This is a genomic window from Pseudomonas sp. LBUM1641 (assembly GCF_059716235.1).
On sequence record NZ_CP166815.1, the window covers coordinates 1,150,987 to 1,163,825 of the forward strand.

Consider the following 12,839-nt stretch of genomic DNA (forward strand, 5'->3'; position numbering starts at 1 on the left):
CTTACGCGCAGTCTGGGCGTTAAGCGTGCATTCAGCATTTGTCAGGTCGAACCAAACCCGGTTTCAGGTATCTATAACCCCGATCTTCGTGGTTATAGCCCTTGGGTGCCAGGCCTTGATGGCAGGGCTCGATGGCTGACACTGCACTCTGCAATCCAAATGAATTTGATAGGGAAGGAACACCACAATGGCTATTACTAAAGACCAACTGATCGCTGATCTGGCTGAATCCACTGGCGCCACCAAAGTTCAAGTGCGTGCAGTGATTGAACAACTGAGCCAGATCGTTGCTGATCAGCTGGAAAACGGCGGCGAAATCACTCTGCCAGGCGTTGGCAAACTGAAAGTGACCGAGCGTCCTGCCCGTACTGGCCGTAACCCTTCGACTGGCGCTGCCATCGAAATCGCTGCCAAGAAAGTTATCAAGCTGGTTGTGGCGAAAAGCCTGACCGACGCTGTTAACAAGTAAGACGCAGCAAAAAAAACCGTGCTCCGGAGCGATCCGGGCACGGTTTTTTGTTGCCTGCGGTTTTGTTTTTAACTGTAGGAGCGAGCTTGCTCGCGAAGGTCGTCAACGATAACGCGGGGCATCTGATACCCCGCGGCGCCTGTTGGTTTTTCGCGAGCAAGCTCGCTCCTACAGGTTTTAGTCTTTGCGCGCCCAGCGCTGGCGCCACACCTGTTGCTCGCTCGGGGTCTGGAAGGTCCAGGCAACAAAGCGGCTCTGCTTCTGGCCCTGGGACATCTCCACCACCTGGCTTTCCAGTACACCGGCCTTTTTCAGCGCAGTCTGAATCGCCGGCAGGTTTGACGCCTTCGACACCAGGGTGCTGAACCACAGCACTTTATGTTGGAAATGCGCGCTTTCAGCGATCAACTGCGTCACAAACCGCGCTTCACCGCCTTCACACCACAATTCCGCCGACTGGCCACCGAAGTTCAGTACCGGCAACTTGCGCTTCGGATCAGCCTTGCCCAGTGCTCGCCATTTACGCTCGCTGCCCTTGGTTGCTTCATCCATGGACGCGTGGAAGGGCGGGTTGCACATGGTCAGGTCGAACCGCTCACCCGGCTCCAGCAGGCCCAGCAGGATCTGCTTGGGATTGGTTTGCTGGCGCAGATGGATGGCCTTGTTCAGCCCGTTGGACTGCACGATCGCCTTGGCGGCCGCCACGGCCGTTGGGTCGACTTCCGAGCCGAGGAAATTCCAGCGGTATTCGCTGTAGCCGATCAACGGATAGACGCAGTTGGCGCCCATGCCGATGTCCAGCACCTTCACCGGCGCGCCACGGGGGATCACGCCTTCGTTGACGCTGGCCAGCAGGTCGGCGAGGAAGTGCACGTAGTCGGCACGGCCCGGGACCGGTGGGCACAGGTAATCAGCCGGGATGTCCCAGTGATTGATGCCGTAGAACGCCTTGAGCAACGCCCGGTTAAACACCCGCACCGCGTCGGGGCTGGCGAAGTCGATGCTTTCCTTGCCGTACGGGTTGATGATCACGAATTGCGCCAGTTCCGGCGTGGTCTTGATCAGCGCCTGGAAGTCGTAACGGCCCTGGTGGCGGTTACGCGGGTGCAAGGTGGCCTCTTTGCGCGGAACGACGGGCTTGGCCGGCGTGGCGGATTTAGGCTTCTTGCGCGGTGCTTTGGGTGTGCTGGGGGCGGTCATGGGCTGCGTCGATTCTGGAATTTGGCTCAAAGTGGCGGGCATTGTCCCACATTCTTGAGTCGAACTCGGTCAAATGTGGGAGCTGGCTTGCCTGCGATGGCATCGCCTCCGTCTGACAGATACACCGAGTCGCCTGCATCGCAGGCAAGCCAGCTCCCACATTGATCGGGTTTACAAAGAGATATGTCATTGCTTTCCTGGGCAAAAAAAAGAGACCCGAAGGTCTCTTTTTTCACACGGGCTGCACCTTACAGGCTGGAAATCCGCGCATGTTGCTCCGCCAGCTTGCCCAAAGCCTGTTCAGCTTCGGCCAATTTGGCGCGTTCTTTCTCGATGACTTCAGCCGGAGCCTTGTCGACGAACGCCGCGTTGGACAGCTTGCCGCCCACCCGCTGCACTTCGCCTTGCAGACGCAGGATTTCCTTGTCCAGGCGCGCCAGTTCGGCACCTTTGTCGATCAGGCCGGCCATCGGCACCAGCACTTCCATCTCGCCAACCAGTGCGGTGGCGGACAGCGGCGCTTCGGCGCCTGCGGCCAATACGGTGATCGACTCCAGCTTCGCCAGCTTCTTGAGCAGTGCGTCGTTCTCGGTGAGGCGACGCTGATCTTCGGCGCTGGCGTTCTTCACGAACACGGCCAGTGGCTTGCCCGGACCGATGTTCATCTCGGCGCGAATGTTGCGCGTGCCCATCATCAGGGTCTTGAGCCATTCGATGTCGCTTTCGGCCGCCTCATCAATGCGGGCTTCGTTGGCCACCGGCCAAGGTTGCAGCATGATGGTCTTGCCGTCTTTGCCGGCCAGCGGCGCGAGGCGCTGCCAGATCTCTTCGGTGATGAACGGCATGAACGGATGCGCCAGGCGCAGCGCCACTTCCAGCACGCGCACCAGGGTGTGACGGGTGCCGCGCTGACGTTCGATCGGCGAGTTCTCGTCCCACAGCACGGGCTTGGACAGTTCCAGGTACCAGTCGCAATACTGGTTCCAGATGAACTCGTACAAGGCCTGCGCCGCCAGGTCGAAGCGGAACTGGTCGAGTTGACGGGTCACTTCGGCTTCGGTGCGCTGCAGCTGGGAGATGATCCAGCGGTCCGCCAGGGACAGCTCGATGGCCTCGCCGTTCTGGCCACAGTCTTCGCCTTTATCCAGCACGTAGCGCGCGGCGTTCCAGATCTTGTTGCAGAAGTTGCGATAGCCCTCGACGCGGCCCATGTCGAACTTGATGTCGCGACCGGTGGACGCCAGCGAGCAGAAGGTGAAGCGCATGGCATCGGTGCCGTAGCTGGCGATACCTTCCGGGAATTCTTCGCGGGTCTGCTTTTCGATCTTTTTCAGCAGTTTTGGCGTGGGTTGCATCAGGCCGGTAGTGCGTTTCTGCACCAGGGTTTCCAGGTCGATGCCGTCGATGATGTCCAGTGGGTCCAGGACGTTGCCCTTGGACTTGGACATCTTCTGGCCCTGGCCATCACGTACCAGGCCGTGCACGTACACGGTCTTGAACGGTACCTGCGGCGTGCCGTCTTCGTTTTTCACCAAGTGCATGGTGAGCATGATCATCCGGGCAACCCAGAAGAAAATGATGTCGAAGCCGGTGACCAGCACGTCGGTGGAGTGGAATTTCTTCAGGAACTCGGTCTGTTGCGGCCAGCCGAGGGTGGAGAAGGTCCACAGGCCCGAGCTGAACCAGGTGTCCAGTACGTCGTTGTCCTGTTGCAGCGCCACGTCCGGGCCGAGGTTGTGCTTGGCACGTACTTCGGCTTCGTCGCGGCCAACGTAGACCTTGCCCGACTCGTCGTACCAGGCCGGAATCCGGTGGCCCCACCACAGCTGGCGGCTGATGCACCAATCCTGGATGTCACGCATCCACGAGAAGTACATGTTTTCGTACTGCTTAGGCACGAACGCGATGCGGCCGTCTTCCACGGCAGCAATCGCCGGCTCGGCCAGCGGCTTGGTAGACACGTACCACTGGTCGGTCAGCCAAGGCTCGATGACGGTGCCGGAGCGGTCGCCTTTCGGCACCTTCAGGGCGTGGTCATCAACGCTGACCAGCAGGCCAGCAGCGTCGAAGGCTGCAACGATTTGCTTGCGCGCTTCAAAACGGTCGAGGCCGGCGTATTCAGCCGGGATCTTGCCGTCGATGCTCTCGTTCAGCGTGCCGTCGAGGTTGAATACCTGGCAGGCCGGCAGGACAGCGGCGTTTTTGTCGAAAATGTTCAGCAGCGGCAGGTTGTGGCGCTTGCCGACTTCGTAGTCGTTGAAATCGTGGGCCGGGGTGATTTTCACGCAGCCGGTGCCGAATTCAGGGTCGCAGTAGTCGTCCGCGATGATCGGGATACGACGGCCAACCAGCGGCAGCTCAACGAACTTGCCGATCAGCGCCTGGTAGCGCTCGTCGTTCGGGTTGACCGCGACGGCGGCGTCGCCAAGCATGGTTTCCGGACGAGTGGTGGCGACGATCAAGTAGTCGTTGCCTTCGGCGGTCTTGGCGCCGTCAGCCAGCGGGTACTTGAGGTTCCACAGGAAACCTTTCTCGTCGTGGTTTTCCACTTCAAGGTCGGAAATCGCCGTGTGCAGCTTGGTGTCCCAGTTGACCAGGCGCTTGCCGCGATAGATCAGGCCGTCTTCATGCAGGCGCACAAAGGCTTCCTTCACGGCTTCCGACAGGCCGTCGTCCATGGTGAAGCGCTCGCGGCTCCAGTCGACGGACGAACCCAGGCGCCGGATCTGACGGCTGATGTTGCCGCCGGACTGATCCTTCCATTCCCAGATTTTATCCAGGAATTTCTCGCGACCCAGGTCGTGACGGTTCTGGCCGGTGGCTTCCAGTTGGCGCTCCACCAGCATCTGGGTGGCGATACCGGCGTGGTCGGTGCCCGGCTGCCACAGAGTGTTGCGACCCTGCATGCGGCGGAAACGAATCAGGGCATCCATGATCGCGTTGTTGAAGCCATGGCCCATGTGCAGGCTGCCAGTGACGTTCGGTGGCGGAATCATGATGGTGTAGGCATCGCCCGCGCCTTGCGGAGCGAAATAATTCTCGGACTCCCAGGTCTGGTACCAGGAAGTTTCAATAGCGTGCGGCTGGTAGGTCTTATCCATGCGCGGCGGGACCCTAGTTGGCATTAATTCAGGAAAGCCGACAAGTATAACGGGGGATAGGGGAGAGGGGTAGGAGCGAGCTTGCTCGCGAAAAACCTGAGGGCGGTGCGTTCATTCAGGATGCACGCGTTATCGTTCACGCCCTTCGCGAGCAAGCCCGCTCCCACAAGGAATATGTGTCAGCCTTAGTTCTGGTACTGGCTCAATAACCGCTCCATGCGCGCATCCAGTCGGCGCTTGATCTCGGTTTCGATATGCGGGGCAAAATCGTCGATCACGTCTTGCATGATCAGTTGCGCAGCGGCGCGCAGTTCGTTGTCCAGGTGCAGCAACAGGGCGTCGGGCGCTTTCTCTGCGGCAGGCACGGCAACTGTCGGCGCGGGTGCGGCTTGCTCTGCGGGCGTTTCGACAGGTTCCGACGCAACAGGCTTGCCACCGACCATATCGAACAGCAAAGGAATTTGTACGTCACCGTTGACCGCATCGGTCAGCAGCGGCGGTTGCAGGTCATCATCACCGAGCAGCTTGCGGATCGACTCAAGGTCATCCAGCAGGTGATCAGAGTCTTTTAGCGGGTTTGGAGTGTCCATCATGTGCTCAAAGTCGTTGTAGCCGGTGATCTTGCAGAGAATAGCCCTGTTCGCGGTAGAAACGGAAACTCTCCCGCGCGGCCTGACGAATAGCCGGGTCTTCCACCACCACTTCCGCCACGCGGGCAAAACCTTTGGCGAAGGCCGGTACTTTCAGGTCGAGGTTGACCAGCAGGTCTGTGTGATCGCCACAGCTATCGCCCAAACCCAACACCACCAGGCCTTCCGGCTCTGATTCGGCGGGGCCGTGGGGCACGAAGCTTTCGCCCTTGAAGCGCCACAGGCGGGCGTCGAGGTCGTCACGTTGGGCGGCATCGCTGCAATGCAGGTAGATGCGGTGGCCCATGCGCCAGGCTTTTTCGGTGAGCTTGCAGGCAAAGTCCAGGCGCGCGGAAGGATCGGCGCTGGGCAATATATAGAAGTCGACTTGGGTCATTGGGGGTCACTGTAATCGATCATCACGAAAATCCCGTAGCAGCTGTCGAGCCTCAGCGAGGCTGCGTTGCGGTGTGTCAGGTACTCCGCTGACGCAGCCTCGCCGGGGCTCGGCAGCTGCTACGGTCGGGGCGGCGTTGAAATCACCGCCCCGGGATCGTCAGTTTCAGGCTTTGGCGCGGTCCAGCAGGTACTGGGTCAGCAATGGAACCGGACGGCCAGTGGCGCCCTTGTCCTTGCCGCCGCTGGTCCAGGCCGTGCCGGCGATGTCCAGGTGCGCCCAGTTGAAGTTCTTGGCGAAACGCGACAGGAAGCAGGCTGCGGTGATGGTGCCGGCTTTCGGGCCGCCAATGTTGGCGATGTCGGCGAACGGGCTGTCCAGCTGTTCCTGATACTCATCGAACAGCGGCAGTTGCCAGGCGCGGTCGTCTGCAGCCTGGCCGGCGCTGAGCAGTTGGCCGATCAGTTCATCGTTGTTGCCCAGCAGGCCTGATGTGTGGGCGCCCAGGGCAACCACGCAGGCACCGGTCAGGGTGGCGATGTCGATCACGGCTTGCGGCTTGAAGCGTTCGGCGTAGGTCAGGGCGTCGCACAGCACCAGGCGGCCTTCGGCGTCGGTGTTGAGGATTTCCACGGTCTGGCCGCTGAGGGTGGTAACGATGTCGCCCGGACGCGCCGCGCCGCCGCTCGGCATGTTCTCGGCGCAGGCCAGGATGCACACCAGGTTGATCGACAGCTTCAGTTCCAGCACGGCACGCAGGGTACCGAACACGCTGGCGGCGCCGCCCATGTCGTACTTCATCTCGTCCATGCCCAGGCCCGGCTTGAGGCTGATGCCGCCGGTGTCGAAGGTGATGCCTTTGCCGACCAGGGCGTATGGCTTCTCGGACTTCTTGCCGCCGTTGTATTGCATCACGATCAGGCGTGGCGGCTGGTCGCTGCCCTGGCCCACGGCATAGAACGAGCCCATGCCGAGTTCCTTGATCTTCTTCTCGTCCAGGACTTCGACTTTCAGGCCCTTGAATTCTTTACCCAGCGCCTTGGCTTGCTCGCCCAGGTAGGTTGGGTGGCAGATATTCGGTGGCAGGTTGCCCAAATCACGGGTGAACGCCATGCCGCCAGCGATGGCCTGGGCGTGGGTCACGGCGCGTTCGACTTCAGCCTGGGCCGCCTTGATGGTCAGCAAGGTGACTTTCTTCAGGGCGCGGGGTTCGGCCTTGGTGCTCTTGAACTGGTCGAAGACGTAGCCGCCATCCAGCAGGCTTTCGGCCAGCAGGCGGGTCTTGCCGTAGCTGTCGCGGCCCTTGACCACGATTTCGTCCAGCGCCAGGGCTGCATCGGTGCCGCCCAGGCCCTTGAGGGTAGTGAGGATGCTGCTGATGATCTTGCGGAACGGACGGTCGCCCAGTTCGGCGTCTTTGCCCACGCCCACCAGCAATACGCGCTCGGCTTTAAGGTTAGGCAGGCTTTGCAGCAGCAGGCTCTGGCCCACTTTGCCGGCCAGGTCACCGCGCTTGAGGACCGCGCTGATGGCGCCGCCGCTCAGTTCGTCCAGTTGCTTGGCGGCAACGCCCAGCTTGCGGCCTTCGCCGACAGCGACCACGAGGGTGGCGGTTTTCAACGTTTCGGGGCTAACGCTTTTTACAACCAGTTCCATTTTCGGGTCCCTTATAAAGGTCAGTGAGCCAGGAGTCTGTACTCCGGCTTGTAAGCTTGGCAGCCTGTAGGCCGCCCGCGACAAAGGCCGCAGTTTGAACCTCGCCGCCCGAGCCTGACAACCCTTGTGGGCAGCTTTGTGCACGCGTATGAGCAAGCTCCGTGACAGGTGCGGTCAATCACAGGATAATGCGCCATCTTTTTAGCCGGCCTGCAGCAATGGGTCGTCTCGATATGCTTGCTTGTTTGGCCGCCTTAGCCTGACAACCCTGGAGTGTCTGGTTTGATCGTCTTCCGTTATCTATCCCGCGAAGTCCTGTTGACCCTGAGTGCCGTGAGTGCGGTATTGCTGGTCATCATCATGAGTGGTCGCTTCGTCAAATACCTCGCCCAGGCTGCCTCGGGTGCCCTGGATCCGGGTTCGCTGTTCCTGATCATGGGCTTTCGCCTGCCGGGCTTCCTGCAGCTGATCCTGCCATTGGGCCTGTTTCTCGGGATCTTGCTGGCCTACGGCCGCTTGTACCTTGAAAGCGAAATGACCGTGCTGTCGGCCACCGGCATGAGCCAGCAGCGTCTGCTGGCCATGACCATGGTGCCGGCCACCGGTATCGCGCTGGTCGTGGCCTGGTTGAGCCTGAGCCTGGCGCCCCAGGGTGCCTTGCAGTTCCAGCTGGTGCTCAACAAACAGGACGCCATGACCGAATTCGACACCCTGGAGCCGGGCCGCTTTCAAGCGCTCAACGACGGCACCCGGGTGACCTACACCGAACAGCTGTCGGATGATCGTGCCAACCTGGGCGGTGTGTTCATCTCCCAGAAGAACCTCGGCCAGAACCAGAAAGACCGTGGTATTTCCATATTGGTGGCCGACAGCGGGCGCCAGGAAGTGCGTCCGGACGGCAGTCGCTACCTGATCCTGGAGAACGGCTATCGCTATGACGGCAGCCCCGGGCAGGCGGATTACCGGGCAATCAAGTACGACACTTACGGTGTAATGCTGGCCCGTCCGGATGTCAGCGACGAAGTGACCGACCGCGACGCGATCCCGACGCCGGACCTGATCGGAAGCAAGGAATTGCGCTCGATCGCCGAGCTGCAATGGCGGATTTCCCTGCCGTTGCTGGTGTTTATCGTGACCTTGATGGCGGTACCGCTGTCCCGGGTCAACCCGCGCCAGGGCCGCTTCCTCAAACTGTTGCCGGCCATCCTGCTTTATATGGCTTACCTGACCATCCTGATTTCCGCCCGCGGCTCCCTGGAGAAGGGCAAGCTGCCGCCGGCTCTTGGGTTGTGGTGGGTCCACGGGATCTTCCTGGCGATTGGCCTGGGGCTGCTTTATTGGGAGCCGATGCGTTTGAAGATGCGGAGTCGTCGCAGCATGAAGGAGATGGCTCGTGGTTAAGCTCGACCGCTACATTGGTAGCAGCGTCCTGGTCGCAATCCTTGCGGTATTGGGCATTATTCTGGGCCTGGCCTCGTTGTTCGCCTTCATTGATGAAGTCGGCAACGTCAGCGATACCTACACCGTTACCAACGTTCTGAGCTACGTGGCGCTGACCGCGCCCCGTCGTCTCTACGACATGATGCCGATGGCTGCGCTGATCGGCTGCCTGATTGGCCTGGGTAGCCTGGCCAGCAACAGCGAATTGACCATCATGCGTGCGGCGGGTGTTTCCATCGGCCGCATCGTGTGGGCGGTCATGAAGCCCATGCTGTTGCTGATGGCGGTCAGCGTGCTGATCGGTGAATACGTGGCGCCTCCTGCCGAATCCACAGCCCAGGCCAATCGTGCCCTGGCCCAGGGTTCGGGTGATGCCCAGAGCGCCAAACATGGCCTGTGGCACCGCCAGGGTGAGGAATTTATCCACATCAACGCCGTGCAACCGGGTGGCCTGTTGATCGGTGTAACCCGCTATCACTTCGATAAAGAACGTCACCTGTTGTCGTCCAGCTTCGCCAAACGTGCGCAGTACGCCGACGAAAAGTGGCAACTGAGCGAGGTGACCACCACCTATTTCCGTGATATCGGCAAGGGCGCGGCGTCGAGCACTGAAGTGATCAACGTTCCGACGGAGCAGTGGGATATTTCCCTCAAGCCCGAATTGCTGAATACCGTGGTGATGATCCCGGAAAGCCTGCCTATCTCCGGCCTGTGGGGTTATATCCACTACCTCAAGGACCAGGGCTTGAACAATGGCCGTTACTGGCTGGCGTTTTGGGTCAAGGTGTTGCAGCCGGTAGTGACCGCTGCGCTGGTGCTGATGGCGATCTCGTTCATCTTCGGTCCGCTGCGTTCCGTAACCCTCGGCCAACGTGTGTTTACCGGCGTGCTGGTGGGCTTTACCTTCCGTATCGCCCAGGATCTGCTGGGGCCGTCCAGTCTGGTATTCGGCTTCTCGCCACTGTTTGCGGTGCTGGTGCCCACGGCTATTTGCGCGGTGGCCGGCTTCTGGCTGTTGCGTCGGGCCGGTTGAGCCTGCGCTTATGAACAAAAAATGCCCCGTTCGAACGATCGGGGCATTTTTGTTCTTGGTCACCATGGATGACGTCAGGTCTGCGCATCAGGTACAATTCCCGGCTATTTTTCAGCGGGCAGTCTGCCTGCAGCCTTTTTGAGTGTTGATCCGTGAGTGATTTGAGTCATATCCGCAATTTCTCCATCATCGCCCACATTGACCATGGCAAGTCGACGCTGGCCGATCGATTTATCCAGATGTGCGGCGGCCTTGCCGAGCGTGAAATGGAAGCCCAGGTGCTGGACTCCATGGACCTCGAGCGCGAGCGCGGGATCACCATCAAGGCCCACAGCGTTACTCTGTATTACACCGCCAAAGACGGTATCAAGTACCAGCTCAACTTCATTGACACCCCGGGCCACGTCGACTTCACCTATGAAGTCAGCCGTTCCCTGGCGGCCTGTGAAGGTGCGTTGCTGGTAGTGGATGCGGGCCAGGGCGTTGAAGCCCAGTCCGTCGCCAACTGCTACACCGCCATCGAGCAAGGCCTGGAAGTGATGCCGGTGCTGAACAAGATCGACCTGCCACAGGCCGATCCGGACCGCGTCAAGGAAGAGATCGAGAAGATCATCGGCATTGACGCCACCGACGCCGTCGAGTGCAGCGCCAAGACCGGCCTGGGTGTCGACGAAGTGCTCGAGCGCCTGGTCAAGACCATTCCCGCGCCTACCGGCAACTACGAAGATCCGCTGCAAGCGTTGATCATCGACTCCTGGTTCGACAACTACCTGGGCGTTGTTTCCCTGGTACGCGTGCGCCACGGCCGTGTGAAGAAGGGTGACAAGATCCTGGTCAAATCCACCGGCAAGATCCACCTGGTGGACAGCGTTGGTGTGTTCAACCCCAAGCACACTGCAACCGTTGATCTGAAAGCCGGTGAAGTGGGCTTCATCATCGCCGGCATCAAGGACATCCACGGTGCACCGGTAGGTGACACCCTGACCTTGAGCTCCACCCCTGACGTCGACGTGCTGCCGGGCTTCAAACGCATCCAGCCGCAGGTTTACGCCGGCCTGTTCCCGGTCAGCTCCGACGACTTCGAGGATTTCCGCGAAGCCCTGCAGAAGCTGACCCTCAACGACTCGTCGTTGCAATACACCCCGGAAAGCTCCGACGCCCTCGGGTTCGGCTTCCGCTGCGGTTTCCTGGGCATGCTGCACATGGAAATCATCCAGGAGCGCCTCGAGCGCGAATACGACCTGGACCTGATCACCACCGCGCCGACGGTTATTTTTGAGCTGGCGCTGAAAACCGGTGAAACGATTTACGTCGACAACCCGTCGAAGCTTCCGGATCTGTCTTCCATCGAAGACATGCGCGAACCGATCGTGCGGGCCAATATTCTTGTGCCGCAAGAACACCTGGGCAACGTCATTACCCTGTGTATCGAAAAGCGTGGCGTACAGCACGACATGCTGTTCCTCGGTACCCAGGTGCAAGTGACCTACGATTTGCCGATGAACGAAGTGGTCCTGGACTTCTTCGACCGTCTCAAATCCACCAGCCGCGGCTATGCTTCGCTGGATTACCATTTTGATCGTTACCAATCAGCTAATCTGGTGAAGCTGGATGTGCTGATCAACGGCGACAAGGTCGATGCCCTGGCGCTGATCGTGCACAAGGACAACGCGCACTACAAAGGTCGCCAGTTGACCGAAAAGATGAAAGAACTGATTCCGCGCCAGATGTTCGACGTCGCGATCCAGGCCGCCATTGGCGGGCAGATCATTGCGCGGACCTCCGTCAAGGCACTCAGAAAGAACGTACTGGCCAAATGCTATGGCGGCGACGTCAGCCGTAAGCGCAAGCTGCTCGAGAAGCAAAAGGCCGGTAAAAAACGCATGAAGCAAGTGGGCAACGTGGAAATTCCACAAGAAGCCTTCCTTGCGGTGCTCAGGTTGGATAGTTAGGTCCTATGTCACTAAATTTCCCGCTGTTGCTGGTCATTGCCGTTGCCGTTTGCGGTCTCCTGGCGTTGCTCGATCTGATGTTCTTCGCCCCGCGTCGCCGGGCTGCCATCGCGTCCTATCAGGGCAGCGTCAGCCAGCCCGATGTAGCGGTGGTCGAGAAACTGAACAAAGAGCCAATGCTGGTTGAATACGGCAAGTCGTTCTTCCCGGTGTTGTTCATCGTGCTGGTGCTGCGTTCGTTCCTGGTGGAACCGTTTCAGATCCCTTCGGGATCGATGAAACCTACCCTGGACGTGGGCGACTTCATCCTGGTGAACAAGTTTTCCTACGGGATTCGCTTGCCGGTGATCGACAAGAAAGTCATCGAGATCGGTGACCCGCAGCGCGGCGATGTGATGGTGTTCCGCTACCCAAGCGACCCGAACGTCAACTACATCAAGCGTGTAGTGGGCCTGCCGGGCGATGTGATTCGCTACACCAGCGACAAGCGCCTGTTCGTCAATGGCGAGTCGGTGGCGGAAAAACTGATCGGTTCCGAGCCGAACACCCTGGGCAGCGCCGAGCTGTACCAGGAAAAACTCGGGGCGGTAGAGCACGAAATCCGCAAGGAAATGAGCCGCTACCGTTCGCCGCCTGACAACCAATGGACAGTGCCTGCCGGGCATTACTTCATGATGGGCGACAACCGCGACAACTCCAATGACAGCCGCTACTGGGATGATCCCAATATTCCCAAAGAGCTGCTGGGCATGGTCCCCGACCAGAATATCGTCGGCAAGGCCTTCGCGGTCTGGATGAGTTGGCCGGAACCCAAGCTCAGCCACCTGCCGAACTTCTCGCGGGTCGGGCTGATCAAGTAATCCATGCGGCGCTGTGAACACAGCGCCGAATGCTTTTCTGGGGCTTGGACAAAGTCCGGCTCCATGCAGCAACCACCAGGATTTGAATTTGAACACAGCGTT

At 59.9% G+C, this 12,839-nt stretch carries 10 protein-coding genes; 5 read left to right on the forward strand and 5 right to left on the reverse strand.

What is annotated here, in order from left to right:
• The first annotated feature begins 187 nt into the window (after positions 1-187).
• Positions 188-469, forward strand: coding sequence for an HU family DNA-binding protein (locus ACA046_RS05195; RefSeq protein ID WP_017476062.1), 282 nt, complete (start codon positions 188-190; stop codon positions 467-469).
• Positions 470-646: 177 nt separating this feature from the next.
• On the opposite strand, the gene rlmF is transcribed toward ACA046_RS05195, so the two are convergent.
• The 5 genes from rlmF to ACA046_RS05220 all read right to left on the reverse strand — a co-directional run bounded on the left by rlmF (position 647) and on the right by ACA046_RS05220 (position 7,452).
• The gene (gene rlmF, locus ACA046_RS05200) at positions 647-1,669 is read right to left on the reverse strand and encodes a 23S rRNA (adenine(1618)-N(6))-methyltransferase RlmF (RefSeq protein ID WP_497676044.1); all 1,023 of its coding nucleotides are present in this window, start codon (positions 1,667-1,669) and stop codon (positions 647-649) included.
• A gap of 248 nt (positions 1,670-1,917) precedes the next feature.
• Positions 1,918-4,770, reverse strand: a complete 2,853-nt coding sequence (locus ACA046_RS05205) for a valine--tRNA ligase (protein ID WP_076017613.1) — start codon at positions 4,768-4,770, stop codon at positions 1,918-1,920.
• 185 nt (positions 4,771-4,955) lie between these two features.
• Positions 4,956-5,360, reverse strand: a complete 405-nt coding sequence (locus ACA046_RS05210; RefSeq protein WP_459029197.1) for a DNA polymerase III subunit chi — start codon at positions 5,358-5,360, stop codon at positions 4,956-4,958.
• A gap of 7 nt (positions 5,361-5,367) precedes the next feature.
• On the reverse strand, positions 5,368-5,796 hold the full coding sequence (locus ACA046_RS05215) for a DNA polymerase III subunit chi (protein WP_102605183.1): 429 nt from the start codon (positions 5,794-5,796) through the stop codon (positions 5,368-5,370).
• 165 nt (positions 5,797-5,961) lie between these two features.
• Complete coding sequence (locus ACA046_RS05220) at positions 5,962-7,452, reverse strand: leucyl aminopeptidase (protein ID WP_497676045.1); 1,491 nt, start codon at positions 7,450-7,452, stop codon at positions 5,962-5,964.
• 282 nt (positions 7,453-7,734) lie between these two features.
• On the opposite strand from ACA046_RS05220, the gene lptF reads away from it, so the two are divergent.
• From lptF to lepB, 4 genes are all read left to right on the forward strand, one after another.
• On the forward strand, positions 7,735-8,853 hold the full coding sequence (lptF, locus tag ACA046_RS05225; protein ID WP_459026206.1) for an LPS export ABC transporter permease LptF: 1,119 nt from the start codon (positions 7,735-7,737) through the stop codon (positions 8,851-8,853).
• Positions 8,846-9,925 carry an LPS export ABC transporter permease LptG gene (gene lptG / locus ACA046_RS05230; RefSeq protein WP_421523501.1) on the forward strand — a complete coding sequence of 360 codons (1,080 nt, stop codon included), beginning with the start codon at positions 8,846-8,848 and terminating at the stop codon, positions 9,923-9,925. The genes lptF and lptG overlap by 8 nt, the downstream gene beginning before the upstream one ends.
• Before the next feature lie 152 nt (positions 9,926-10,077).
• Positions 10,078-11,877: a translation elongation factor 4 gene (gene lepA, locus ACA046_RS05235; RefSeq protein ID WP_169378422.1), complete on the forward strand. Its 1,800-nt coding sequence runs from the start codon at positions 10,078-10,080 to the stop codon at positions 11,875-11,877.
• A gap of 5 nt (positions 11,878-11,882) precedes the next feature.
• Positions 11,883-12,737, forward strand: a complete 855-nt coding sequence (lepB, locus tag ACA046_RS05240) for a signal peptidase I (protein WP_076017606.1) — start codon at positions 11,883-11,885, stop codon at positions 12,735-12,737.
• The last annotated feature ends 102 nt before the right edge of the window (positions 12,738-12,839 follow it).